The sequence below is a fragment of the Saccharothrix sp. NRRL B-16314 genome, from assembly GCF_000716595.1.
GTDB lineage: Bacteria > Actinomycetota > Actinomycetes > Mycobacteriales > Pseudonocardiaceae > Actinosynnema.
The window spans coordinates 1-25,010 of record NZ_JNXC01000013.1 but is presented as its reverse complement, the minus strand read 5'-3'; the positions used below and the strand labels follow the sequence as shown (position 1 = coordinate 25,010).

Here is a 25,010-nt window from a genome sequence, read left to right as displayed (position 1 = left end):
GCGCATGGGTGTCCGACCACACGTTCGAGCGACACGCCGAGCGGGGTTCGGCGGTTCGCGCCCGCACGGCCCTAGCGTGATCGCCGTGAAGATCCTGCACACGTCCGATTGGCACGTGGGGCGCACCTTCCACGGCCGTGACCTGCTGCCGGAGCAGGAGTCGGTGCTGGGCGGGCTGGCGGACACCGTGTCGGACGAGCGGATCGACGTGGTCGTGGTGGCGGGCGACCTGTTCGACCGGGCGGTGCCCAACGCCGAGGCGGTCGCGGTGTGCTCCCGGGTGCTCAAGCGCATCCGAGCGGCGGGCGCGCAGATCGTGATCACGCCGGGGAACCACGACTCGGCGGCCAGGCTGGGTTTCCTGGGCGCGTTCACCGAGGCGGGCGGGCTGCACCTGCGCACGAGGATCGCGGAGCTGCACGAGCCGGTGCTGTTCGCCGACGCGCACGGACCGGTCGCCGTGTACGGAATCCCTTTCCTGGAGCCGGAAACGGCGCGGCACGCGCTGGGCGTCGACGCCAAGGGCCACGGCGGCGTGCTCACCGAGGCGATGCGGCTGATCAAGGAAGACCTCGGCGCGCGGCCGGGCACGCGGTCGGTGGTGCTGGCGCACGCGTTCGTGACGGGCGGCGAGCCGTGCGAGTCGGAGCGCACGATCGCGGTGGGCGGCGTGCAGGACGTGTCGGGCGCGGTGTTCGCCGGTGTCGACTACGTGGCGCTGGGCCACCTGCACGGGCAGCAGACGCTGGCCGATCACCTGCGGTACTCGGGCAGCCCGGTGGCCTACTCGTTCTCCGAGGCGCGGCACCACAAGTCGGTGTGGCTGGTCGACCTGGACGCGGGCGGGCTGGCCGGGGTCGAACGCCGGTCGCTGCCGGTGCCCCGCGCGTTGTCGACGTTGAGCGGCGCGCTCGAAGACCTGCTGCTCGACCCGGACCACGAGCCGGTCGAGGACCACTTCCTCTCGGTGACGCTGACGGACCGGGTGCGCCCGCTGGACGCGTTGCGGCGCTTGCAGTCCCGCTTCGCGCACGCGGTGCACGTGGAGTGGCGGCCGGAGGGCGGTCGGACGGGCGAGCTGCGGTTCGCCGAACGGGTCCGCGGTCGCAGCGACGAGGAGATCGCCTGCTGCTTCATCGAGGACGTGCGCGGCGACGTGCCGGGTCCGCGTGAGCTGGACCTGCTGCGCGAGGCGTTCGCGGCGGCGGCCCGGGAGGGTGAGGCGTGAAGCTGCACCGGTTGGAGGTCAGCGGTTTCGGCCCCTACGCGGGCAGCCAGGAGGTCGATTTCGACGTCCTCGGCGCGGACGGCCTGTTCCTCCTGCACGGCGACACGGGCGCGGGCAAGACGACGCTGCTGGACGCGGTGGCGTTCGCGTTGTTCGGCAAGGTCCCCGGGGCGCGCGGCGACGTGAAGCGGCTGCGCTGCGACTACGCCCACCGCGACACCGAGACGTACGTCGACCTCGAGCTGACCGTGCGCGGGCGGCGGTTCCGGATCAAGCGCAGTCCCGAGTACGAGCGGCCGAAGAAGCGCGGCGACGGCGCGACCCGGCAGCAGGCCCAGGTGTCGCTGACGTGGATCAGCGGGTGGACCGGCGAGGGCCACAGCCGCATCGACGACGTGGCCCGCGAGGTCGAAGGGCTGCTCGGGATGACGGCCGAGCAGTTCTTCCAGGTGGTGCTGCTGCCGCAGGGCGAGTTCGCCAGGTTCCTGCGCGCGGAGACGGCCGAGCGGGAGAAGCTGCTGGAGAAGCTGTTCGGCACGGAACGCTTCCTGGACGTGGAGAAGTGGTTCCGCGAGCGCCGCAAGGAGTGCAAGCGCGAGGTCGACCAGCTCGGCCTCGCGCACCGCGACCTGGTGCAGCGGGCCGCCGAGGCCGCGCACGAGGAGCCGCCGGAGTCCGGTGGCGACCAGGAGTGGCTCAGCTCCCTGCTCAAGCGGCTGGACGAGGCCGAGCGGGACGCCGACCAGCTGGCGGGCGAGGCGGGCGCCGTCCGGGCCGACGCGGAGAAGGACTGGCAGGAGGCACGGGCGCGGCACGAACGCGTGCGGCGGGTGCGGCAGGCGCGGCTGAACCTTGACCGGTGCGCCGAAGCGGAACCGAGCCTGCGGGCGTGGGTCGCCGAACGTGACGCGGCCCGGCAGGCCGCCGTCGTCGTGCCCGCGCAGAAGCGGGCGGTCGACCTGGAACGCGACCTCGCCGCCGCCGTCGACCACGAGCGGGCCGCGGCCGACGCCGTGCGGGCCCTCGGCTACCAGGGCACCGACCTGCGCGGCGACGGTGAACGCCTGCGCGAGGAGGCGGGCGGCCTGACGAGCTTGGCGGCCGAAGCCGAGCGGCAGCGCGTCGAGCAGCGGCGGATCGTGCAGCTGGACAAGGACGTGGCCGCGACGTCGCAGCAGCTGGCCGCGCTCGTCACGCAGTTGGACGAGGTGCCGCTCAAGCTGGCCGCCGCGAAGGCGGGCGTCGAGGAGTCGGCCGAGGCCGCCGCACGGCTGGCGCAGGTGTCCGGCCTGGCTGCCGCCGCGGCCGAGCTGCCCCGCGTCGAGCGGGCGTTCCGGGAGGCGGACGACGCGCGGCGGGTCGCGGTGGACGCGCAGCAGAAGGCGCGCGAGAAGCTGCTCCGGATCCGTCGGGAACGGTTGGACGGCATGGCCGTCGAGCTGGCGGAACAGCTCCGCGCGGGCCACGAGTGCCCGGTGTGCGGTTCGGCCGAGCACCCGTCGCCCGCGCAGCCGGTGCTGAACGCGGTGACGGCGGTCGACGAGGAGCGGGCCGCCGAAGAAGACCAGCACGCGCTCGACGTGCGGCAGCGGGCCGAGCAGAAGTCGCAGAAGCTCGAAGCGCGGCTGGGGTTGCTGCGCGAGCAGCTGGGCGACCGGCCGCCGGCCGAGCTGGAGCGCGAACACCGGTCCGTGGCCGCGTCGGCCGAGCAGCTGGAGAGCAGGCAGGCCGCGCTGGCCGAGCTGGAAGACCAGGTGGAGCGGGCGCTCGAGCAGCGCGGGACGTTGGAACGCCGGCTGACCGAGGCGCGCACGCAGCGCGCGCAGCTCGTGGAGGTCGTCGAAGAGCGGGGTGCGCGGCTGGAGGAGGCGCGCGGCGACTTCCCGGACGTGGTGACCCGCCGGGCGCACCTCGGCGACCTGGCCGACGCCCTGACCGCGTTGGCGACGCGACGCGCGGCCGTGACCGAGCACGAGGAGCGCCTCGCCGACCAGCGCCTGGAGGTGGCGCGGCTGGCGTCGGAAGCCGGGTTCGCGGACGTGGCGGACGCCTTGGCCGCCGCACGCCCGGCCGCCGCGGTCGCCGAGCTGGAGACCCGTATCCGCGACGTCGAGAAGACCCGGACCGCGGCGGAGAGCACGCTGGCCGAGCTGCCCGACGTCGACCCGGACGCCGAGGTCGACGTGACGGGCGCGGAGGAGCGGTTCCGCCGCGCGACCGAACGGGCGACCGAGGCCACCACGGCGCTGACCAACGCCCGCACCAGGGCGAACCGCGCCGCCGCGCTGGCCGAGCAGCTCCGGGCCGCGTGGCTGCGGCTGGAGCCGGTGGAGGCCGAGTACGCCGAGCTGGACGCGTTGACGGACGTGATCAACGGCCTGGGCCAGAACTCCAAGAGCATGACCCTGCGCACCTACGTGCTGGCCGCGCGGCTGGAGGAGGTCGCGGTGGCGGCGAGCGCGCGTTTGGACCGCATGAGCCAGGGCCGCTACCGGTTCGTGCACTCGACCGAGGCCGGTCCGCGCGGCACCAGGGGCGGGCTGGGGCTGGACGTCATGGACGACTACTCGGGGCAGCAACGGCCGGCGAAGACGCTGTCCGGCGGCGAATCGTTCCTGGCCTCGCTGGCGTTGGCGCTGGGCCTGGCGGACGTGGTCGCGGCGGGTGCCGTGCTCGACACGCTGTTCATCGACGAGGGGTTCGGCACGCTCGACGCCGAGACCCTGGAACTGGTGATGACCACGCTGGACGAGCTGCGCGCCGGCGGCCGGGTCGTCGGTCTCGTCTCGCACGTGGAGGAGCTGCGGCAACGCATCCCGACGAGGCTGCGGGTCCGCAAGGCCCGCGAGGGTTCGACGCTGGAACTGACGGCGTAGCGGGCGGCCCGCTGCGCCCGTCCGATCCCAACGGGGTTCGACCGCTCGGATTGATGTCCGCGCCGAATCACGGCGAGTCATCGGACGGGACGGGAAAGCACCCTTCCCGGGGAATTCGCGCACCAGTGTGGATGAAACATTTTTCAGCCATTCGGCCTCGGCGGCGTCGTCATCGACAACCCCGCCGTCGTCTCGTAGGGCCCCAACCGGATCAGTACTGGAACGGGTCGTGGTCGGGCCGGGAAAGCCTTGGCGGCGTGTTCCTGCACAACCCGGCCGCCGTCTCCGGGGGACCCAACCGGATCGACGTCTTCGTCGAGGGCCTGAACAACCACCTGTGGCACAAGGCGTGGTACTGAGATCGTCCCGCTGAATTCACCCCGCCCTTGATCCTCGCGGCGTCACGGTGAAGGCGATTGCCATTCTTCTGAATTGCCCGGACACCTGCTTGCCTTCCTCACGGCAGTGAGGGCAGGTTCCGGACCGAATTGCACAGAAATCGCGGCCCGGCCTACCGGTTCCGATCACCGGACCGTTTGATCACCGCGCCGGCCTAGGACGCCAGCAGCCCGCCCCGGTAAGCGGAGGCCTGGAGCTCGAACAGCTCGAAGTAGTGGCCGCGCAACGCCATCAACTCCTCGTGCGTGCCCTGTTCCACGATCCGGCCCTGGTCGAGCACGACGATCCGGTCGGCGTTGCGGATGTTCGCCAGCCGGTGCGTCACCAGGATCGTCGTGCGCCGCGCCGTCGCCTGCCGCAGGCCCTCGAACACGCGCGCCTCCGCCTTGGCGTCCAGCGCGGCCGTCGGTTCGTCCGCCACGAGCACCGCCGCGTCCCGGTACATGCCGCGGGCGATGCCCATCCGCTGCCACTGCCCGCCGGACAGGTCCTGCCCGTCGTTGAACTGCCGCGACAGCACCGTGTCCGGCCCGGCGGGCAGCGACGCCAGCACCTCGTCCGCGCCGGACTTCGCCACCGCCTCCCGCCACGCCTCCTCGTCGTCGCGTTCCAGCCGGCCGACCGTCACGTTGTGCCGTGCCGTCATCGGCCACTGCGCCGGGTCCTGCGCGATCACCGCGATGGACGAGTGCACCGAGTGCGGGTCCGCCGCGGCCAGGTCGACGTCGTCCCAGGCGACGGTGCCGGACGACGCCGGGAACAGGCCGGTGAGGACCTTGCCGAGGGTCGTCTTGCCGGAGCCGTTCTCCCCGACCAGCGCGACGACCTCGCCCTTGGCCACGGTCAGGTTCACGTCGCGCAGCGCGGGCTTGGGAGCGCCGGGGTAGGTGAAGGAGACGTCGGTCAGCGTGATCAGCGACGGGTCGGCGGGCGCCTTGGCCGGTGAGCTGCCCTGCGCCCGTTCCGCGCCTTCCACCAGCAGCTTCCGGTAGAAGTCGATGTAGAACGAGTCCTCGTAGAGCGAGTTCACGGCGCGCGTCGTCGAGGCCAGCGACGAGAAGCCGGTGCGCATGGCCAAGACCGCCGTACCCGCCAGCGCCAGCTCCATGCCGCCGTTGTTCAGCAGGACGCCGAGCACGACGTAGGCGACCGCGGTGCCGATGCCGGCCAACGCGCGTCCGGTGAGCCGCACGACGTTCGTCCGGTGGGCCATCCGGATCTCGTCCGCCATCAGGCTGTCCGCGATGCGCCGGTGTTCGCCGAGCAGCCGTTCCTGCAAGGTCAGGGCGTGCCGTTCGAGGGCGAAGTCGCGGTCGGTGGCGACCTCCTCCACCACGCCCTTGCGGGTGTTGCGGGTGACGGAGTCGAGGAAGTGCTCGTAGCGCAGCTTCGACGCGCGCGCCGACGCCCAGGCGTTCGCGAACGCGGCCAGCAGCAGGGCGGGGGCCAGCCACGGGTTGAGCAGCCCGACCGTGACGACCGCCGCGATCAGCGAGATGCCGCCGGACACCAGGTCGGCGAGGTAGCGCAGGCTGCTCTCCAGCGACCTCACCCCGCGCCGACCGCCCTGCCGCGCCAGTTCGCGGAAGTCCGCGTCCTCGAACGCGAGGAGCGAGGCCCGCACGAGGACCGCCGTCACCTCGTCGTCGGCGGCACGGGTGACCCTGGGCCGCAACGAACTCTCGACCGCCGCGACCGCCGTGTCGAGCAGGGCGCGGACCACGAACGAGCCCACCACCACCGCGAGCGCCGGCAAGGCTTCGGCAATCCGCTGCGGCGTGGGGCCTTCGCGCAGCAGGGCCGAGAACACGTCGGCCGTGGCGAGCAGCCCGAAAGCGGTGACGCAGCCGGACAACACGTGCACCACGCCCGCGAGCACGGTCAGCCGGGACGAGGTGCGCCAGGCGAGGCGCACCACCATCGACACGGCCGACGGCAGGCTCCGCAACGCCTTGCCCAGGCTGACGGAGGACCCCCGTCGACGCCGTGCCCACGTGGGGGTGGCCACGTTCTCCACCCCGATCAGCACCGTGTCCGTCGCCCCATCGCTCATACCTCAAGGAAACGCGAACTCACCCGACCCGCCAACCGCTTTCACCGTCAGCGCAGCTCAAGCCCGACCGCACCCGAGATTGTCGTACTCCGCCGGCAGAATCCGAGCAGGGCTCCCCGCGCTCCGGCATCGGAAGTCATGGTGCTGCCGCCCTGGACGAAGTGGCTGCGGCAGTGGCGCAACGCACCGGCCGGGAAGGACGGTGCGCCTGGCAAGCCGACCCACGTCGCCCCAGGGGTCCGAGGGCTTCACGTCGTCGCGGTAGGTGACGGCTCCGACTGCGGCCCCACACCGCCGGGCGATGTGCGGGTGCGTTCGGAGGACGGCCCTGGACGACGGCGGTCGAGGTCCTCAGCCTGGAGCCGCGAGGGTTCGGACGGCCACCCGGCACGCCGCGCCACGGTCGGACGGTCGCGATCCGGAGGGGGTTCGACGGTGGCTACGCTGCGCTCCGTGATCGAAGACGGCGATGTCCCCGGGTCCGCGTCCACCCGGCCCACCGACCGCATCGGCGACCCGCGTCCCGTCCGACCCGCCCCTGCCGAGCCGACGCCCGCCCTCGCCGGACTGGTGTCCGTCCAAGGGCGACGGCGGGAGCGCAACTGCGACGCCGGGGCGTACGCGGTGTTCCACGACGTGATCGCGGCGGCCGTGGTCGACGGCTCCGGCTCCGCGCCGGAGGTGGCTCGGTTCGCCGCGGACACCGCGCCCGCGGTGGCCGGTGTCACCGCGCGACGCGGCAGCCCGGTGCTGGGGATCGTCACCGCTTCGGAGATGTGCTCCGACCCGAAGATCCTGCTGCCCTCGCCCTCGGGGGCGGTCGTCGCAGCGGTCTCCCGGCCGGACGGGCGCTGGCTCGTCGCCTGGGCCGGCGACAGCGTGGCGTGGGCCGTGCGGGACGGTCAGGCGTGGCTCGCGACGAAACCCCACACCAGGGGCCAACTGCTGCGCGACGAGGGCGCGGACGAGGACACGGCGCGGCCGGCCGATCGGGAGCTGCTCAACGACTTGGCGCGCGTACCCCTGTACGGGCTGTCGGGCAACGAGGTGATCGCGCCGATGCTGGTCTTGGCGTCCGACGGGCTCAAACTGACGGCGGAGGACGTGGCGCGGATCGCGGCCGAGGACCCGGAGCCGTCCGCGTGCGCGAAGGCCCTGGTCCGAGCGGCGCAGGACAAGGGTGTCGGCGACGACGTGACCGCGCTCGTCGTGCACCACCCGGCCGTGGACGACCCGGGCGGCAAGGCCCGCGGCGGAGAATCCGTCGAGGACGAAGACGGGAACGAGAAGGAGGACGCGACGTGACGATCACGCTCGACGGACGGGACAACGACTACCCGGGCGACAACGAGACGACCGGGCCACTCCCACCGGTGCCACCGGACCCGCGGAAGTGATCCGGCGGGCCTGCCGTCGCGATCAACCCGACGGCAGGCCTCGCGGACCGCGTCTCAGCGGACCATGTCCTTGCGCAGTTCGCGCGGCAGAGCGAAGGCGATCTTCTCGTTCGCCGTGGTGATCTCCTCGACGTCCCCGTAGCCGTGCTCGGCCAGGAACTCGAGCAGCTCCATCACCAGGATGTCCGGCACCGACGCGCCCGACGTCACACCGACCGTCGTCACGCCCTCCAGCCACGCCAGGTCGACCTCGTTCGCGTAGTCGATCAGGTACGACGCCCGCGCACCCGCCTGCAACGCCACCTCGACCAGCCGCACCGAGTTGGACGAGTTCTTCGACCCGACCACCAGCACCAGGTCGCACTCCGGCGCCATGGTCTTCACCGCGGTCTGCCGGTTCGACGTCGCGTAGCAGATGTCGTCCGACGGCGGCTCCTGGAGATCCGGGAACCGGTCCTGCAACTGCCGGACCCGCACCATCGTCTCGTCCACCGACAACGTCGTCTGGGACAGCCAGATCACCTTGGACGGGTCGCGCACCACGACCTTGTCGACGTCCTCCGCGGTGTCCACGAGCTGGATGTGCTCGGGCGCCTCGCCGTACGTGCCCTCGACCTCTTCGTGTCCTTCGTGGCCGATGAGCAGGATGTCGTAGTCCTCACGGGCGAACCGCTTCGCCTCGTTGTGGACCTTCGTCACCAACGGGCACGTGGCGTCGATCGTGCGGAGCTGCCGGGCTTCCGCCTCCTCGTGCACCGCGGGCGACACGCCGTGCGCCGAGAACACCACGAGCGCGCCCTCGGGCACCTCGTCGGTCTCGTCCACGAAGATCGCGCCACGGCGGGACAGCGTCTCCACGACGTGCTTGTTGTGGACGATCTCCTTGCGCACGTAGACCGGGGCGCCGTACTGCTCGAGCGCCTTCTCCACGGTCACGACCGCACGATCCACGCCCGCGCAGTAGCCACGCGGCTTCGCCAGGAGCACTCGCTTGTCCATGGCTCCCAGGGTACGGCGTGGCCGCTCTCAGCGTACGGCGCGCCGAATGTAGGCATCGGACCTCCGACTGCGGCAGGCTGTAGGCATGAAGCAACTGCCGCTGACCGTCCGCCTCGCCGCGGGACTGGCGGTCACCGCCGTCGAGCAGGTCCGGAAGCTTCCGGTGCAACTCGCGGGCCTGCCGGTCACCGTCATCAGCGAGGCCATGCGGCTCACCATGCGGATCCAGCAGGAGGTGACGGAACTCGCAATCAAGGGCGACGAGGTGCTGGCCATGCTCCAGCCGCCGGAGCAGGAGCCCGAGTGGGCGACCTTCGACGAGGACGAGCCCGAGTCGCCGCCCGTGCGGGCCGACGACCCGTGGGCCGAGGAGGAGCAGGCGCTGGCCGCCGAGCCGCCCGCCGTGCTGCCGAACTACGACGAGCTGTCGTTGGCGCAGCTCAGGGCACGTCTGCGCACCCTGAGCGCGGAGGACCTGGAGCAGCTGCTGGCGCACGAGCGCACGCACGCCGCCCGTCCCGAGTACACCGGCATGCTCACCCGTCGCATCGCGAACCTCGGCCACCGGTGAACCCGGAGAAGCCGCCCGTCACCGACAAGTCCAGCCCCGAGAAGTCCAGTGCTGAGCACCCGTGGCCGGTCCGGACGGTCGCGCGCAAGATCTTCGACTGGATCAACCGGCTCGGCGACGTGTGGGTCGAGGGCCAGGTCACCCAGCTGAGCGCGCGACCGGGCACGGCGACCGCGTTCCTCACCCTGCGTGACCCGTCGGTGGACATGTCGATGCAGCTCACCGCGCCCGTCGGCATGGTGCGCGAGCTCCAGCTGACCGAGGGCAGCCGGGTCGTGGTGCACGGCAAGCCGAACTTCTTCCCCAACCGCGGCACGCTGAGCCTGCGCGTGGACGACATCCGCCAGGTCGGCATCGGCGAGCTGCTGGCCCGGATCGAACGCCTGCGCAAGCTGCTCAACGCCGAGGGCCTGTTCGACCCGCGCCGCAAGCGCAAGCCGCCGTTCCTGCCGAACAAGATCGGTCTCGTCACGGGCCGCGCGTCGGCCGCCGAGCGCGACGTGCTGACCAACGCGCACGCCCGCTGGCCCGGCGCGCGTTTCCGCGTGATCACCGTTGCGGTGCAAGGGGCTTCGGCCGTGCCGCAGATCCTCACCGCACTGTCGACTCTGGACCGCGACCCCGAGGTCGACGTCATCGTGCTGGCCCGCGGCGGCGGCAGCGTGGAGGACCTGCTGCCGTTCTCCGACGAGGCGCTCTGCCGTGCCGTGTCGCAGTGCCGCACGCCCGTGCTGTCCGCGATCGGGCACGAGCCGGACACCCCCTTGGTCGACCACGTGGCGGACGTGCGCTGCTCCACGCCGACCGACGCGGGCAAACGGGTGGTCCCGGACGTCGCGGAGGAGGGCGAGCGCATCCGCCAGCTGCGTGACCGCAGCCGCCGGGCCCTGCACGGCTGGGTTGACCGGGAGCGCAAGCTCCTCGCCGCCCTGCGGACCCGACCTGCGCTCTCCGACCCGCACGGCCCGCTGGACCGGCGCGCGGAGGACATCGACCGACTGCGTGAACGGGCCCGCCGCGCGGTGCGCAACCGTCTCGATTCAGAAACGTCCGGGCTGATCGCCACCACGGCGCGCTTGACGACCCTCGGACCTGCCGCCACGCTGGCGCGGGGGTACGCGGTGGTGCAGCTCGTGACCCCCGACGGGGTCGACGGTGTGCTCCGGTCGACGTCCCAGGCTCCCGCCGGCACCCGGTTGCGGGTGCGCGTGGCCAACGGCGCCGTGCACGCGCTCGTCACCGGCGAAGTCGGCGATCAGGCAGGCACACCGGCAGGCGATGAGGCAGTGGAAGGAGGCGGTGGTGCCGAACCCGGCACGTGAGCCCACGTTCCTGCCCCTGACGATGGCCGCCGCGGGGAGGTCCGACGACGAAGCGGCCCGTGCGGTGCGCAGCCGCGCCGAGTCCGCCGACCGGGCCGCCGCCGATTGCTGGCTGTCACTGGTCGCCGGCTGCAAGGCGGGCGGCCAGGCGTTGGTCAGCCGGTTGCACGACCTGTCCGAGGCCACTTCCGGCTACGCCGGCGTGAAGTGGTGGCTGGGCCACGGCTCGGTCCACCGCCGGCGCGTCGCCGCCGCCGAGCACCGCATCGACGACGCCGTGCGCGAGGGTGACGGCGCGGAGTTCGCCGAGGCTTTCATCGGCTACGACCAGGCGGTTGCGACCGTCGTGGTGCACGTCCAGAACCGATTGGGGAAGTTGTCCACGTGAGCGAGCCGGGCTACGAGCAGGCCAGGGACGAGTTGGTGGAGGTGGTCCGCAAACTGGAAGCGGGCGGCCTGTCGCTGGAGGAGTCGTTGGCGCTGTGGGAACGCGGCGAGGCCCTGGCGAAGACCTGCGAGCGGCAGCTCGCGGGCGCCCGGGAACGGATCGATCAAGCACTCAGTGTGACCGAGGAGGCCGTGGCCGAGTCCTGACATCGTGCGAGGATTGGTCTACCGGCCGGTAATCGCAGGAGGAACGTCATGGTCACAGGCAGCAGCCCGTCCGAGCGCCGCCGCGAGGCACCCGACCGCAACCTCGCGCTGGAACTCGTCCGGGTGACCGAGGCCGCCGCCATGGCCGCCGGGCGCTGGGTGGGCCGCGGCGACAAGAACGGCGGCGACGGCGCGGCGGTGGACGCCATGCGCAAGCTGATCGGCACCGTCACCATGCGTGGCGTCGTGGTGATCGGCGAGGGCGAGAAGGACGAAGCGCCCATGCTGTTCAACGGCGAGGAGGTCGGCAACGGCGAGGGCGCCGACTGCGACGTCGCGGTCGACCCGATCGACGGCACCACGCTGATGGCCAAGGGCATGCCGAACGCGCTGGCGGTGCTCGCGGTGGCCGAGCGCGGCGCGATGTTCGACCCGTCGGCCGTGTTCTACATGGAGAAGCTGGCGACCGGGCCGGAGGCGGCGGACGTCATCGACATCACCGCGCCGATCGCCGAGAACGTCCGCCGGGTGGCGAAGGCCAAGCACAGCGACGTGTCCGACGTGACGGTGTGCATCCTGGACCGGCCGCGGCACGACGAGCTGGTGCGGGACGTGCGCGCGGCGGGCGCACGCATCCACTTCATCTCCGACGGCGACGTGGCGGGCGCGATCTCGGCGGCCCGCCCGCACACCGGCATCGACCTGCTGGTCGGCATCGGCGGCACGCCGGAGGGCATCATCGCGGCGGCGGCGCTGAAGTGCATGGGCGGCTCGATCCAGGCGAAGCTGTGGCCGAAGGACGACGCCGAGCGGCAGAAGGCGCTGGACGCGGGCCACGACCTCGACCGCGTGCTGCTGACCGACGACCTGGTGCGCGGCGACAACGTGTTCTTCTGCGCGACCGGCGTCACGGACGGCGACCTGGTGCGCGGCGTGCACTACCGGGCGGGCGGCTGCACGACGCAGTCGATCGTGATGCGGTCGAAGTCGGGCACGGTGCGGATGATCGACGGTTTCCACCGGCTCACCAAGCTGCGCGAGTACGCGTCGGTCGACTTCGACATCCCGCCGACCGGCGAGGACGCCCTCCCGCCGCTCCCGTAGTGGTCCGTTCGCACGGGGAGTAGCCCGTTCGCCACGCAACGCTGTCAACTGTGAACCCAGCGTTACCGGCCGATCGGCTGTGGTGATCACCGGACGTCCATCCCAAGTTTCCGATCCGTCCCCGAGCATCCCTGCGCCGGGGACGGAGAGGAAGCGATGAAGGTTCGTACCCTGTTCACCGCGCTCGCGGTGGCGGTAGGAGCTGCTTTCGCCACGGCGGCCGGGGCGGCGGCGGCCCCGGCGGGCGACGGCGAGATCACCCCGTACATCGTGGGTGGCGGCAACGCGACGCAGACCTACTCGTTCATGGTGTCCCTGCAGAGCACCACGGGCAGCCACTTCTGCGGCGGCTCGCTGATCAAGGCCAACTGGGTCGTCACGGCCAAGCACTGCGTGCAGGGCCGGTCGGCGTCCTCGATCCGGGCCCGCATCGGCACGACCAACCGCACCAGCGGCGGCACGGTCGCGTCCGGCGCGCAGGTCATCACCCACTCGTCGTACGACATCGCCCTGGTGCGCCTGTCGACGTCGGTGGGCCAGACGCCGATCTCGGTGGCGTCGACGTCCGGTGCCGTCGGCACCGCCACCCGCATCATCGGGTGGGGCCAGACCTGCGCCCCGCGTGGCGGCTGTGGCGCGCCGATCACCTTGCAGGAGCTGAACACGTCGATCGTGTCGGACAGCAACTGCCTGGGCATCTACGGCTCGGTGGAGATCTGCACGAACAACCCGAACGGCAACTCGGGCGCCTGCTACGGCGACTCGGGCGGCCCGCAGATCAAGTCCGTGAACGGTGTGTGGCAGCTGGTCGGCGCCACCAGCCGCGCGGGCAACAACAGCTCCACCTGCGCCACCGGCCCGTCGATCTACATGGACGTGCCGGCGTTCCGCTCGTGGATCAGCCAGTACGCGGGCGCGGTCTAGCCCGCGGGTTCACCCGTTCGTCCGTTCGAAGGGCCGTCCCACTTCCGGGTGGGGCGGCCCTGATCGATTCGTTACCCGGCGGCTGGCAACCCGGCGCTCGCGGGCGGCGTCTCCAGGTCAGAACAGCATGATCCTGGGGGTGCGCGATGCGTAGAGCGGCATTGGTGGCAATCGCTTTCCTGGCAACGGCGTGCGGGACGTCGGAGCAGGCGGCCGGACCGGCTCCAGCGCCGACCGAGTCGTCCTCGTCCTCGTCTTCTTCCTCGGTGCCCTCATCCTCGGCGGCTCCGTCGGAGGCGCCCGTGCCGACGCCGGCACCCGAGCCGGTGCCCGTGCCCGAACCGTCGCCCGAACCGGCACCCGAGCCGACCTCGAAGACCCCGGAGCCGCAGCCCGCGCCGGCACCACCGCCGGTGACCGTGCCCGGCACGCCGTGCGACATCACCGAGGGCGCGTGCGTCCAGCTGTCGACCAACCAGTCGTGGCTGATCAGCGGGGGCAAGATCAGCTACGGGCCGGTGCCGACGACGTCCGGGCAGCCCGGCTACGAGACGCCCGTCGGCTACTTCCCGGTCCTGTGGAAGGTCCGCGACGACTGGAGCATCCCCTACAACGGACCGATGCCGTTCTCGACGTACTTCACCAGCAGCGGCATCGCGTTCCACGAGGGCAGCCTCACCCAGGAGTCGCACGGCTGCATCCACCTGTCCCGCGACGCGGCGGCGACCTACTTCAACACCCTCCGAGTGGGTGACCAGGTTCAGGTCGCCGCTTGATCGGACGTGTGAAATCACCCCACGATCGGGTAACCGGGGTCGAGGAGTGATTCGCGATGAAGAAGACGTTCGGCACCGTTCTCGCCGCGTCCGCCCTGCTGTTAGGCCTCGCGGCACCCGTATCCGCGTCAACCGGCACGCCCTGCTCCATCACGGACGGGGCGTGCCTGAAGTTGTCCACCAACCAGGCGTGGCTCGTCTTCCGGGGCAACGCGAGCTACCGCCCGGTACCGGTGACGCACGGCCGGCCCGGCTACGGCACGCCGGTCGGCACGTTCCCCGTCCTGCGCAAGGTCCGTGACGACTGGAGCGTGCCGTACAACGCGCCCATGCCGTTCTCGGTGTACTTCACCGGCAGCGGCATCGCCTTCCACGAGGGCAGCCTGACGGAGTTGTCGCACGGCTGCGTGCACCTGTCGCACGACGCGGCCGTGACGTTCTTCGACAACCTGTTCCCCGGTGAGCAGGTCCAGGTGGTGCCCTAGCCCCTAGCCGGCGTTGCTGGAGTGGCCCGGGAACAGGTGGGCCGAGGGGTTGAGCAGGACGGCGATGTTGTTGACCGCGGTGGCGGCCTCACCGAAGCCCGTGGCGATCAGCTTGACCTTGCCGGGGTACTGGGCCACGTCGCCCGCCGCGTAGACGCGGTCCCGGGCGGTGCGCATGGTGGTGTCCACCAGCACCGCCCGGTGGTCCAACTCCAGGCCCCACGACTCGATCGGCCCGAGGTCCGCGGTGAAGCCGAGGGCCGCGACGACGGCCTGCGCGGGCAGCACCTTGCGGTCGCCGCCCTTGATGGCCACCTCGACCTCGGCCAGTTCCGGGTCGCCGCGCAGTTCCAGCACCTCGGCGTCGGTGATGATCTCCACGCCGAGCTCGCGCACCTGCCGCACTGTCGGCGGGTGTGCGCGGAACGTCGCGCGGCGGTGCACCAGCGTGACGCTGGCCGCGATCGGGTGCAGCGCGAGCGCCCAGTCGAACGCCGAGTCACCGCCGCCGACGACCACCACGTCCTGGCCGGTGTGCACGTTCAGCTTGGGCACGAAGTGCACCATGCCCCGGTCCAGCCAGCCGTCGCCCGCGGGCAGCGGCCTCGGCCGGAACTCGCCGATGCCGGCCGTGATCAGCACCGCGCCGGCGCGCACCACGCCACCGTCGGCCAGCCCGATCTCCAGCCGACCGTCCACATCGGACAGCGTCCGGGCCTGGCGGCCGAGCAGGTAGGTCGGCTTCCACTGGTCGGCCTGCTGCACGAGCGCCGTCACCAGCTCCCGGCCGCGGACCGCCGGGAACCCGGCCACGTCGAAGATCATCTTTTCCGGGTACATCGCGGTGATCTGGCCGCCCGCCTCGGGCAGCGCGTCGACGACCGCCACCGACAGGTCCCGGAATCCCGCGTAGTACGCCCCGAACAACCCCGTCGGGCCCGCACCGACGATGAGCAGGTCGACCTCAAGCTCCATGCCTCGACCTTAGGTGTTCCAGCCCACCGTGCCCAGTAAGGCAAGCCGGTCCAAACTCGGTGGCATGGCAGAACAGGAGTACCGCGTCGAGCACGACACCATGGGCGAGGTCAGGGTGCCGGTCGACGCGCTGTGGCGTGCGCAGACGCAGCGAGCGGTGGAGAACTTCCCGATCTCGGGGCGGGGCCTGGAGCGCGCCCAGATCCGCGCGCTCGGCCTGCTGAAGGCCGCCGCGGCCCGGGTGAACGAGCGGTTGGGGGTACTGGAACCCGAAGTCGCGGCGGCCATCGCGTCGGCCGCCGACGCCGTCGCGGCGGGCGAGCACGACGCCCACTTCCCGGTGGACGTGTTCCAGACCGGGTCCGGGACGTCGTCCAACATGAACGCGAACGAGGTCATCGCCACCCTCGCCTCCCGCGCGTCCGGCCGCGAGGTGCACCCGAACGACCACGTCAACGCGTCGCAGTCGTCCAACGACACGTTCCCGACGACGTTGCGGGTCGCGGCGACGGAGGCCGTGGCGCGCGACGTGATCCCCGCTCTGGAGCACCTGGTGTCGGTGCTGGACGCCCGTGCCGCGGACTGGACGTCCCTGGTGAAGTCCGGTCGCACGCACCTCATGGACGCCGTGCCGATCACCCTGGGCCAGGAGGCCGGCGCGTGGGCCACCCAGGTCCGCTACGGCGTCGAGCGCCTGACGTCGTCGCTCCCGCGCCTGGCCGAGCTGCCCATCGGCGGCACGGCCGTCGGCAGCGGCCTGAACGCACCGGCGGGCTTCGGCGCCGCCGTGTCCGCCGAACTGGCGTCGGTGACCGGGCTGCCCCTGACCGAGGCGCGCGACCACTTCGAGGCCCAGGCCACGCAGGACGGCGTGGTCGAGATCTCGGGGCAGCTGCGGGCCACCGCCGTGGGCCTGTACAAGATCGCGAACGACCTCCGCTGGCTCGGCTCCGGCCCCCGCACCGGCCTCGGCGAGCTGGCGCTGCCCGACCTCCAGCCGGGCTCGTCGATCATGCCGGGCAAGGTGAACCCGGTGATCTCCGAGGCCACGATGATGGTGGTGGCGCAGGTGATCGGCAACGACGCGGCGGTGGCGTTCGCGGGCTCCCAGGGCAACTTCCAGCTGAACGTGATGCTGCCCGTGATCGCCCGCAACGTCCTGGAGTCGTCCCGCCTCCTCGCCGCCGTCGCCCGCCTCCTCGCCGACAAGGTCCTCACCGGCGCCGCGCCGCAGGTGGAGCGGATGCGCGAGTACGCCGAGTCGTCGCCGTCCGTCGTCACGCCCCTGAACCGGTACCTCGGCTACGAGGAGGCCGCGTCGATCGCCAAGCAGTCCCTCAAGGAGCGCAAGACCATCCGCGAGGTGGTCCTGGAACGCGGCCACGTCCCCGCCAAGCTCACCGAAGCCCAACTGGACGAGGCCCTGGACGTCCTCCGCATGGCCAAAGGCAACCAATAACCCCGTGAGTCCTACATTCAGGACCCGTGAGTCCTACGTTCCGGTCGCGTGAGTCCTACGTTCAGGACCCCTGAGTTCAACGCTCAGAACGCGCGAGCCGGACGTTCGGGTCGGCCTGGGGCGGTCGGTCGGCGGCCGTCCGCCCCCGCAGCCCGATCACGCAACCGCACGCCACCGCCACCGCGCCCAGCAACGCCACCGCCGTCAGCTCCTGCGCACCCAACGCGACCGACGCGCCCAGCCCCGCCACCGGCATCAACCCGATCAGCACCCCGGCCCGGTCCGCGCCCAACCGCGCCACCGCGAAGTACCAGAGCCCGAACGCCAAGGCCGTCAGCACGACCCCCAGCACGACGAGCGCCACGCCCTCCCGCACCGTCGGCACCTGCCACCCGCCGAACACCGTCCCCAACACCCCGCCGACCACGGCCGCGATCAGGCAGCACCACGTCGCCACCGCCACCCCGCCCAACCGCCGAACCACCCCCACCGCGAACAGCGTGAACGAGACCTCGGCCGCCATCGTCGACAGCGCGAGCACCAACCCCGGCCCGTGCCACGACCCGCCGCCGGACAGCACCACCACCCCGCCGACCACGACCACGGCGCCCACCACCGCGGGCACGGCCGGTTTCCGCCCCGCCACCAGCGGCACCGCCAGCGCCAGCACCAACGGGCTCGCGCCGAGCACGGCCGCGACGAACCCCGGCTCGGCGTACCGCTGCGCGTACAGCACGCACGCGGTGAACCCGAGCATCCCGGTCGTCACCAGCCCGATCAGCGCCGGCCAGTCCCGCCGCCCCGGCACCGGCAGCCGCCCGCCCCGCAGCGCGATCCACCCGAGCAGCACCAACGCACCCAGCCCGTACCGCATCGCCTGTCCCGTGAGCAGCGGGTAGCCCTGCAGCATCCCGGTCACCGGCACGGACGCGCCCACGATCACCGACGTCAGGGCACCGGCCGCGATCGCGCTCTTCGTGGACCTCATGGTCGCGGTTCTCATGGTGGACGACTCTGCGCGAGAGGTGGTCCAGGCTTAAGCTCCACTTCGATGCCCTCCAACTGGACCACTTACCGGGAACTCCTCCTCCCCGCCGCGAACGGCCGGCGCGCGGTCGAGTCCGAGCTGCGCCGCGCGGTGCGGGACGGGCGGCTCGCGCCGGGCACCCGCCTGCCGTCCAGCCGGGACCTGGCGGCGCAGCTCGGCGTCGCCCGCGGCACCGTCACGTCCGCCTACGAGCAGCTCATCGGCGAGGGCTACCTGACCGCGCGGCGCGGCTCGGGCACGACCGTCGCGGCCACCTGCACGTGGCCGGGCGCGGTCGCCGGCGAGCCGGAACCCGCGCCGAAGTTCCGCTACGACCTGCGGCCGGGCGTGCCCGCGTTGAGCGCGTTCCCGCGCGAGGAGTGGTTGCAGGCGCAGAAGTCGGCGTTGGCGGACCTGTCCACCGACGACCTCGGCTACCCGGACCCGGCCGGTTTCGGGCCGTTGCGGCGGGAGCTGGCGGACTACCTGGGTCGGGTGCGGGCGGTGGCCGCGCGACCGTCCGAAGTGGTCGTCACGAACGGCGCGGCCGAGGGGATTTCGTTGCTGGGACGGGTGTTGCAGGCGGCCGGGCACCGCAGCGTGGCGGTCGAGGAACCGAGCCACCCCGGTGCCGCGGAGATGCTGGCGTCACACGGCTTGACCATCTGCCCCGTCCCCGTCGACGACCACGGCCTCCGCGTCGACGTGCTGTCCACTTCGGACTGTCGGGCGGTTTTCGTCACGGCCGCGCACCAGTTCCCGCTGGGTGTGGTGCTGCACCCGACGCGTCGGCGTGCGCTGTTGGACTGGGCGCGGGCGTGCGACGGAGTCGTGGTGGAAGACGACTACGACGCCGAACACCGCTACGACCGGCCCGCACTGGGTGCGATGCAGGCGCTCGACCCGACGCGGGTGGTGTACCAGGGCAGTGCGAGCAAGGTCCTGGCACCCGCGTTGCGGCTGGGGTGGTTGGTGCTACCGCCCGCCCTGCGCGATGCCGTGGTCGACCGCAAGCGCTTGGACGACCTCGGCACCGGCACCTTGCACCAGGCGGCGTTCGCCCGGCTGCTCGACACCGGCGGGTACGACCGGCACCTGCGCCGCACGCGCCAGCTGTACCGGGCGCGGCGGGACGCGTTGCTGGACGAGCTGCGGAACGTCCTGCCCGCCTGGGAGCCGATCGGGGTGGCCGCCGGCCTGCACGTGGTGGTGCGGCTGCCGGAGGGGACCGACGACTCGGCGTTGCAGGCCAGGCTGGCCCGGCGAGGCGTCAACGCACCGGCTTTGGCCGCCTACGCCCGCACGCCGACGTTCCCGGGCCTGGTCCTCGGGTATGCGGCGCTGACGCCGGACCGGCTGCGGGAGGCGGTCCGGGAGCTCCGCGCGGCCTGCTGACCGGCTTTTGTCGGGGGTCGGGTGCACCATGGTCGACGTGTTGTTCAGCGAACTCGTCGAGACGTCCGCCGTGGTGGCGGCGACGCGTTCCCGCCTGGCCAAGGTCGCCGCCCTGGCCGGGCTGGTGCGCCGGATGACGACGCCCGCGGTGGTGTCGTTCCTGGTCGGGGTGCCCAGCCAGGGGCGCATCGGCGCGGGCTGGCGGACCGTGTTCGACCTGGCCGTTCCGCCGGCGTCGACGCCTTCGCTCACGGTGTCCGATGTGGATTCGGCGTTGGGCGCGATCGCGTCGACGAGCGGGAAGGGGTCGACGGCGAGACGGTCGGCCCTGCTGACCGACCTGTTCGGCAGGGCCACCGAGGCCGAGCAGGACTTCCTGCGTCGGCTGCTGACCGGGGAACTGCGTCAAGGTGCACTCGAAGGGGTGATGCTGGACGCGATCGCCCGTGCGGCCGACGTGCCCGGCGAGGTGGTGCGGCGGGCGTTCATGCTGTCCGGCTCGCTGCCCGGGACCGCCGTCGCCGCGATGACCGGGGAGGAGGCGCTGGCGGCGTTCCGGCTGGAGGTGGGGCGTCCGGTGCGGCCGATGCTGGCGTCGCCGGCGGAGTCGCTGACGGCGGCGTTGGCCGAGTTGGGGTCGTGCGTGGTGGAGCACAAGCTCGACGGCGCGCGGATCCAGGTGCACCGGTCGGGGGACGAGGTGCGGATCTTCACGCGGACGTTGCGGGAGATCACCGGGACCGTGCCGGAGCTGGTGGCGTTGGTGCGGGAGCTGCCTTGCCGGTCGGTGGTGCTGGACGGTGAGACGCTGGCGTTGACCGACGACGGCAAGCCGCGGCCGTTCCAGGAGACGATGAGCAGGTTCGGGGCGAGGGACGTCCGGGAGCTGTTGCTGAGCCCGTTCTTCTTCGACTGCCTGCACCTGGACGGGGTCGACCTGCTGGACGAACCGCTGGGGACGCGCTTGGAGGCGTTGCGGTCGGTGGCGGGCTCGCACGTCATTCCCGGGGTGGTGGGGCCGACGGAGGACCAGGCGGCCCGGGTCGTGACCGAGTCGCTGGACGCCGGGCACGAGGGCGTGATGGTGAAGGCGCTGGAGTCGGTGTACGCGGCGGGGCGGCGCGGGCGGGCGTGGCAGAAGGTGAAGCCGGTGCACACGCTGGACCTGGTGGTGCTCGGCGTCGAGTGGGGCAGCGGGCGGCGGAAGGGGTTGCTGTCGAACCTCCACCTGGGGGCGCGGGATCCGGATGGCGGGCCGCCGGTGATGGTGGGGAAGACGTTCAAGGGTCTGACGGACGAGTTGCTGGCGTGGCAGACGCGGGAGCTGATGGCGATCGCGACGGAGAAGTCGGACTGGGTCGTGCTGGTGAGACCCGAACTGGTGATAGAGATCGAACTGGACGGTGTGCAGGTCAGCCCTCGATATCCTGGTGGGGTGGCGCTGAGGTTCGCCCGGGTCCTGCGGTACCGGCCGGACAAGGACGCGGGCGAGGCGGACACGATCGACACGGTCCGCGCCCTCTTGCCGCAACGTGCAGCGGCCCAGGACGACACAAACGGGTGATCATCGCCGGAAAATGTACGGAAACACCGTTACCGCCCCTCGGTTGAACGAGACGGAGACCAACCAACCCCGCCACACCCCTACAAACCCCCAAACCCCCAAACCCGCCACTCCACCAGCCAGCCCAGGTGCCCCACCCAAACCCTCCGCCCGCCGACCTCCCACCCAGCGCCCGCCGACCCAGCGCTCGTCGACGGGCTACCGCACGCGACGCTCCGGCCTCGCACCCCACCGCACGACCGCCGCACCGCCAACCCACAGCACCGCCAGCCGACCGCACCCTGCACCCCGCACCACCACACCCCGCACCACCGCACCCCGCACCACCGCTGCCCGCGCCCCACCGACGCGCCCCCAGGCCAGGGCCACTCCGGTGCGCAACTCCCGCGACACGCGCTCCCGCGCCGTGCACTCCCTCCCGCGCCGCGCACTCCCGCGACACGCACCAAGCAGGCGCCCGCCATAGTGCGGCTTTGGGCGAACCCACAACCGCAGACCCCGTAGCGACGGCGCTTTGGTGCCCACAACCGGCGCGAATTCGGCCCGACGCGGGTATCAAGGTCTCGTGCGGTTCATCGAAGGGCATCGGCCCAGCTACGACCTGACCTACGACGACGTGTTCCTCGTGCCCGGCCGGTCGGCCGTGGAGTCGAGGTTCGGCGTCGACCTGTCGACCTCGGACGGCACGGGGGCGACGATCCCGATCGTGGTCGCGAACATGACCGCGGTGGCGGGACGGCGGATGGCGGAGACCGTGGCTCGGCGGGGCGGGCTGGTGGTGCTGCCGCAGGACGTGGCGCCGCAGGCGGTCGCCGAGATCGTCCAGTGGGTCAAGGCCCGCCACCCGGTCTGGGACACGCCGCTGACCCTCCACCCCGACGACTCGGTCGCCGACGCCGTCAACCTGCTCCACAAGCGCGCCCACGGCGCGGTGGTGGTGGTCGACGACGACGGTCGGCCCGTGGGTGTCGTCGACGAGGCGGCGTGCGCGGGTGTCGATCGGTTCACTCGGTTGCACGACGTGGCCGACGGCCGGATCGTCACCCTCCCGTTGGACACCCCGCCGCGTGAAGTCTTCGAACGGCTCCACGGCGGCACGCAGCGAGTCGCGCTGGGCATCGACGCCGACGGCCGCCTCAGGGGCGTCATGACCAGCCTGGGCGCCCTCCGCGCCGACGTCTACCAACCCGCCCTCGACCACGCCAACAGGCTCCGCGTGGCCGCCGCCGTCGGCGTCAACGGCGACGTCACCGCCAAGGCCGACGAACTCCTCCGGGCCGGCGTCGACACCCTCGTCGTGGACACCGCCCACGGTCACCAGGAGAAGATGATCGCCGCCCTCAAGGCCGTCCGCGAGGCCGGCCCCACGGTCCCGGTCGTCGCCGGCAACGTCGTCACCGCCGAAGGCGTCCGCGACCTGGTCGAAGCGGGCGCCGACATCGTCAAGGTCGGCGTCGGCCCCGGCGCCATGTGCACCACCCGCATGATGACCGGCGTCGGCCGCCCGCAGTTCTCCGCCGTCGCCGAGTGCGCCGCGGAAGCCCGGCGGCTCGGCAAGCACGTCTGGGCCGACGGCGGCGTCCGGCACCCGCGCGACGTCGCCCTCGCCCTCGCCGCCGGCGCCGCCGGTGTCATGGTCGGCTCCTGGTTCGCGGGCACCTACGAGTCCCCCGGCGACCTCCAGCGCGACGAACAGGGCCGCCTCTACAAGGAGTCCTTCGGCATGGCGTCGAAGCGGGCCGTGTCCGCGCGCACCCGCACCGACAACGTCTTCGACCGGGCCAAGAAGGGCCTGTTCGAGGAGGGCATCTCCACCTCCCGCATGCGCCTGGACCCGATCCGCCCCGGCGTCGAGGACCTGCTCGACTCCATCACGGCCGGCGTCCGCAGCGCCTGCACCTACGCCGGCGCCCAGACGCTGGAGGAGTTCCACGCCAAGGCGACGCTCGGCATCCAGAGCGCCGCCGGGTTCGCCGAGGGCCGCCCGCTGCCCGCCGGGTGGTGATCGTTAATCCGGTGAACGCCCGTCACCGCTCCGATTAGGCTGGTCGGGTGGACGAAGCCGTAGCGGTGACGGACCTGGTGAAGGTCTACAAAAAGGGCCGGAAACCGGCGGTGGACGGGCTGGGCTTCGCGGTCCGCAGGGGTGAGGTGTTCGGGCTGCTCGGCCCGAACGGGGCAGGCAAGACGACCACCGTCGGCGTCCTGACCACCAGGGTCCGGCCTACTTCCGGCCAGGCCCTGGTGGAGGGCGTCGACGTGGTCGCGGACTCCCAGCGGGCACGCCGGATGCTCGCCGTGGTCCCGCAGCGCAACAACCTGGACCGCGCGCTGAACGTCCGGCACAACCTGCTGTTCCACGCCGCCTACCACGGCATCGGCCGCACCGAGCGGGTCAGGCTGGCCGACGAGATCCTGGAGCGGATGGGGCTCAAGGACCACGCGAAGAGCCTCGTGGACACGCTCTCCGGCGGTCAGGCGCAGCGGCTGATGATCGCCCGCGCCCTGATGCACCGGCCTAAGGTGCTGTTCCTGGACGAGCCGTCCACCGGTCTCGACCCGCAGGCCAGGCTCTTCGTGCACGACCGGGTGGCCGCCCTGCACGCGGACGGCGTCACGGTCGTGCTCACCACGCACGACATGGACGAGGCGCAGAAGCTGTGCGACCGGGTCGGCATCGTCGACCACGGCAAGCTGCTCGCGCTGGACTCCCCCGGCGAGTTGACCAAGACCCTGCCCGGCAGCACGACGCTCAGCGTCACCGTCGCCCTCGACGGCACGAGCCCCGATCCGGTGACGGAGGGGTTGGCGAAGGTCGAGGGCGTGCAACGCGTGGAGCACGTGCAGGAGATGTTCCGCCTCTACACGGACGTCGCGCCCGCCGTGGCGCTGCCCGAGGTCCTGCGCACGCTGGAACGGCTCGGCACCGCGGTCACGGACCTGTCCATCGGCACGCCGAGCCTCGAAGACGTCTTCATCCACCTGACCGGCCGGGAGCTGCGATGACGTCGCTGCGCACGTTCAACGCCATCCTGTGGCGCGATGTCTTCGTCACCGGCCGGGAGCTGCCGAGCTTCCTCGCGCAGGTGATCATCCAGCCGTTCTTCATCCTGTTCATCTTCGCCAAGGTGCTCGGCGACATCGGGTACGTGCAGGCCGACTTCGCCGCCGTGCTGCTGCCGGGGATCGTGGCGATGAACGGCTTCCTGGGCGCGTTGCAGAACACGACGCTGCCCCTGGTGCTGGACTTCTCGTGGACGCGCGAGATCGAGGACCGGCTGCTGGCGCCCATCCCGATCCCGATGGTCGCGGTGGAGAAGATGGTGTTCGGGGCGTTGCGCGGGCTGCTCGCGGCGGTGCTGATGATCCCGATCGGGTTCGTCATGCTGGACGTCAGCTGGCCGTTGTCCGGTCTGCCCGTGGCCCTGCTGGTGATCGTCCTGGGTTCGCTGGCGGGCGCGGCGATGGGCATGGTCATCGGCACGTCGGTGTCGCCGCGGCACATCACGGTGATGTTCGCGGTGATCCTGACGCCGCTGCTGTTCACGGGCTCGGCCCAGTTCCCGTGGCCGGCGCTGGACGGCCTGCGCTGGTTCCAGGTGCTGTGCGCGCTCAACCCGCTCACCTACGTCAGCGAGGGCATGCGGGCCGTGCTGGTGCCGAACGTCGAGCACATGCCGCTGTGGGTGTGTTTCGTGGTGCTCATCGCGTCGATCCTGGGCTTCGGCGCGCTGGGCATGCGCGGCTTCATGCGCCGGGCGCTCGACTAGATGAGTAAGTCCAAGGGCTCGTTAGTGGTCGTAGGCGGTCAGTGATCGCTTGACGGGCTGGTCGGTGTGGTCGTTGTGCCAGATGGCGGCGG

The 25,010-nt window shown here is 71.9% G+C and carries 21 protein-coding genes; 17 read left to right on the top strand and 4 right to left on the bottom strand.

What is annotated here, in order from left to right:
• Window positions 1-85: 85 nt before the first annotated feature.
• Together OQ02_RS20135 and OQ02_RS20130 are read left to right on the top strand one after the other, a co-directional pair.
• Window positions 86-1,228: an exonuclease SbcCD subunit D gene (locus OQ02_RS20135; protein WP_033440160.1), complete on the top strand. Its 1,143-nt coding sequence runs from the start codon at window positions 86-88 to the stop codon at window positions 1,226-1,228.
• A complete protein-coding gene (locus OQ02_RS20130; RefSeq protein WP_033440055.1) occupies window positions 1,225-4,104 on the top strand; it encodes an AAA family ATPase in 2,880 nt (959 codons plus the stop codon). Before OQ02_RS20135 ends, OQ02_RS20130 begins: the two co-directional genes overlap by 4 nt.
• A 553-nt stretch (window positions 4,105-4,657) precedes the next feature.
• Here the strand turns inward: OQ02_RS20130 and OQ02_RS20125 are convergent.
• Window positions 4,658-6,556 (bottom strand): ABC transporter ATP-binding protein, encoded by a 1,899-nt coding sequence (locus tag OQ02_RS20125; RefSeq protein ID WP_033440054.1) that lies wholly within the window; start codon window positions 6,554-6,556, stop codon window positions 4,658-4,660.
• A gap of 453 nt (window positions 6,557-7,009) precedes the next feature.
• Here OQ02_RS20125 and OQ02_RS41100 point away from each other — a divergent pair, with 453 nt between their 5' ends.
• Window positions 7,010-7,861: a PP2C family protein-serine/threonine phosphatase gene (locus tag OQ02_RS41100; RefSeq protein WP_051772566.1), complete on the top strand. Its 852-nt coding sequence runs from the start codon at window positions 7,010-7,012 to the stop codon at window positions 7,859-7,861.
• Window positions 7,862-8,007: 146 nt separating this feature from the next.
• Here the strand turns inward: OQ02_RS41100 and OQ02_RS20115 are convergent, their stop codons facing one another.
• Window positions 8,008-8,952, bottom strand: a complete 945-nt coding sequence (locus tag OQ02_RS20115; RefSeq protein WP_033440053.1) for a 4-hydroxy-3-methylbut-2-enyl diphosphate reductase — start codon at window positions 8,950-8,952, stop codon at window positions 8,008-8,010.
• Window positions 8,953-9,037: 85 nt separating this feature from the next.
• On the opposite strand from OQ02_RS20115, the gene OQ02_RS20110 reads away from it, so the two are divergent.
• The 8 genes from OQ02_RS20110 (at window position 9,038) to OQ02_RS20075 (ending at window position 14,728) form a co-directional block, all read left to right on the top strand.
• Window positions 9,038-9,523 carry a lipid droplet-associated protein gene (locus tag OQ02_RS20110; RefSeq protein ID WP_033440052.1) on the top strand — a complete coding sequence of 162 codons (486 nt, stop codon included), beginning with the start codon at window positions 9,038-9,040 and terminating at the stop codon, window positions 9,521-9,523.
• A complete protein-coding gene (gene xseA / locus OQ02_RS20105; protein WP_081915780.1) occupies window positions 9,520-10,845 on the top strand; it encodes an exodeoxyribonuclease VII large subunit in 1,326 nt (441 codons plus the stop codon). Before OQ02_RS20110 ends, xseA begins: the two co-directional genes overlap by 4 nt.
• Entirely contained in the window at window positions 10,802-11,233 is a 432-nt protein-coding gene (locus tag OQ02_RS20100) for a hypothetical protein (protein ID WP_051772565.1), read from the top strand. Before xseA ends, OQ02_RS20100 begins: the two co-directional genes overlap by 44 nt.
• Window positions 11,230-11,439, top strand: coding sequence for an exodeoxyribonuclease VII small subunit (locus OQ02_RS20095; RefSeq protein ID WP_033440051.1), 210 nt, complete (start codon window positions 11,230-11,232; stop codon window positions 11,437-11,439). The genes OQ02_RS20100 and OQ02_RS20095 overlap by 4 nt, the downstream gene beginning before the upstream one ends.
• 48 nt (window positions 11,440-11,487) lie before the next feature.
• Window positions 11,488-12,543 carry a class II fructose-bisphosphatase gene (gene glpX, locus OQ02_RS20090; RefSeq protein ID WP_033440050.1) on the top strand — a complete coding sequence of 352 codons (1,056 nt, stop codon included), beginning with the start codon at window positions 11,488-11,490 and terminating at the stop codon, window positions 12,541-12,543.
• A gap of 156 nt (window positions 12,544-12,699) precedes the next feature.
• On the top strand, window positions 12,700-13,467 hold the full coding sequence (locus OQ02_RS20085) for a S1 family peptidase (RefSeq protein ID WP_033440049.1): 768 nt from the start codon (window positions 12,700-12,702) through the stop codon (window positions 13,465-13,467).
• A gap of 302 nt (window positions 13,468-13,769) precedes the next feature.
• Window positions 13,770-14,243, top strand: a complete 474-nt coding sequence (locus tag OQ02_RS20080) for a L,D-transpeptidase (RefSeq protein WP_051772564.1) — start codon at window positions 13,770-13,772, stop codon at window positions 14,241-14,243.
• Window positions 14,244-14,299: 56 nt separating this feature from the next.
• Entirely contained in the window at window positions 14,300-14,728 is a 429-nt protein-coding gene (locus OQ02_RS20075; RefSeq protein WP_033440048.1) for a L,D-transpeptidase, read from the top strand.
• Between the two features lie 3 nt (window positions 14,729-14,731).
• Here the strand turns inward: OQ02_RS20075 and OQ02_RS20070 are convergent, their stop codons facing one another.
• Window positions 14,732-15,703: an NAD(P)/FAD-dependent oxidoreductase gene (locus OQ02_RS20070; RefSeq protein ID WP_033440047.1), complete on the bottom strand. Its 972-nt coding sequence runs from the start codon at window positions 15,701-15,703 to the stop codon at window positions 14,732-14,734.
• A gap of 64 nt (window positions 15,704-15,767) precedes the next feature.
• On the opposite strand from OQ02_RS20070, the gene OQ02_RS20065 reads away from it, so the two are divergent.
• On the top strand, window positions 15,768-17,162 hold the full coding sequence (locus OQ02_RS20065; RefSeq protein WP_033440046.1) for a class II fumarate hydratase: 1,395 nt from the start codon (window positions 15,768-15,770) through the stop codon (window positions 17,160-17,162).
• Window positions 17,163-17,238: 76 nt separating this feature from the next.
• Here the strand turns inward: OQ02_RS20065 and OQ02_RS20060 are convergent, their stop codons facing one another.
• Window positions 17,239-18,165 (bottom strand): DMT family transporter, encoded by a 927-nt coding sequence (locus OQ02_RS20060; protein ID WP_231500127.1) that lies wholly within the window; start codon window positions 18,163-18,165, stop codon window positions 17,239-17,241.
• Between the two features lie 48 nt (window positions 18,166-18,213).
• On the opposite strand from OQ02_RS20060, the gene pdxR reads away from it, so the two are divergent.
• The 5 genes from pdxR (at window position 18,214) to OQ02_RS20035 (ending at window position 24,918) form a co-directional block, all read left to right on the top strand.
• Complete coding sequence (gene pdxR / locus OQ02_RS20055; protein WP_033440044.1) at window positions 18,214-19,584, top strand: MocR-like pyridoxine biosynthesis transcription factor PdxR; 1,371 nt, start codon at window positions 18,214-18,216, stop codon at window positions 19,582-19,584.
• 37 nt (window positions 19,585-19,621) lie between these two features.
• Window positions 19,622-21,148: an ATP-dependent DNA ligase gene (locus OQ02_RS20050; protein WP_033440155.1), complete on the top strand. Its 1,527-nt coding sequence runs from the start codon at window positions 19,622-19,624 to the stop codon at window positions 21,146-21,148.
• A gap of 565 nt (window positions 21,149-21,713) precedes the next feature.
• Entirely contained in the window at window positions 21,714-23,153 is a 1,440-nt protein-coding gene (locus OQ02_RS20045; RefSeq protein WP_033440043.1) for a GuaB1 family IMP dehydrogenase-related protein, read from the top strand.
• 47 nt (window positions 23,154-23,200) lie between these two features.
• Complete coding sequence (locus OQ02_RS20040) at window positions 23,201-24,154, top strand: ABC transporter ATP-binding protein (RefSeq protein WP_033440042.1); 954 nt, start codon at window positions 23,201-23,203, stop codon at window positions 24,152-24,154.
• Window positions 24,151-24,918, top strand: a complete 768-nt coding sequence (locus OQ02_RS20035; protein WP_033440041.1) for an ABC transporter permease — start codon at window positions 24,151-24,153, stop codon at window positions 24,916-24,918. The genes OQ02_RS20040 and OQ02_RS20035 overlap by 4 nt, the downstream gene beginning before the upstream one ends.
• The last annotated feature ends 92 nt before the right edge of the window (window positions 24,919-25,010 follow it).

Bases quoted from the DNA above. Each gene is read 5' to 3' on its own strand.
- OQ02_RS20085 (WP_033440049.1), top strand. From the start codon at position 12,700: ATGAAGGTTCGTACCCTGTTCACCGCGCTCGCGGTGGCGGTAGGAGCT.
- OQ02_RS20070 (WP_033440047.1), bottom strand. From the start codon at position 15,703: ATGGAGCTTGAGGTCGACCTGCTCATCGTCGGTGCGGGCCCGACGGGG.
- OQ02_RS20035 (WP_033440041.1), top strand. From the start codon at position 24,151: ATGACGTCGCTGCGCACGTTCAACGCCATCCTGTGGCGCGATGTCTTC.
- OQ02_RS20075 (WP_033440048.1), top strand. From the start codon at position 14,300: ATGAAGAAGACGTTCGGCACCGTTCTCGCCGCGTCCGCCCTGCTGTTA.
- OQ02_RS20100 (WP_051772565.1), top strand. From the start codon at position 10,802: ATGAGGCAGTGGAAGGAGGCGGTGGTGCCGAACCCGGCACGTGAGCCC.
- OQ02_RS20125 (WP_033440054.1), bottom strand. From the start codon at position 6,556: ATGAGCGATGGGGCGACGGACACGGTGCTGATCGGGGTGGAGAACGTG.
- glpX (WP_033440050.1), top strand. From the start codon at position 11,488: ATGGTCACAGGCAGCAGCCCGTCCGAGCGCCGCCGCGAGGCACCCGAC.
- OQ02_RS20060 (WP_231500127.1), bottom strand. From the start codon at position 18,165: ATGAGAACCGCGACCATGAGGTCCACGAAGAGCGCGATCGCGGCCGGT.
- OQ02_RS20065 (WP_033440046.1), top strand. From the start codon at position 15,768: ATGGCAGAACAGGAGTACCGCGTCGAGCACGACACCATGGGCGAGGTC.
- OQ02_RS20110 (WP_033440052.1), top strand. From the start codon at position 9,038: ATGAAGCAACTGCCGCTGACCGTCCGCCTCGCCGCGGGACTGGCGGTC.
- OQ02_RS20115 (WP_033440053.1), bottom strand. From the start codon at position 8,952: ATGGACAAGCGAGTGCTCCTGGCGAAGCCGCGTGGCTACTGCGCGGGC.
- pdxR (WP_033440044.1), top strand. From the start codon at position 18,214: ATGCCCTCCAACTGGACCACTTACCGGGAACTCCTCCTCCCCGCCGCG.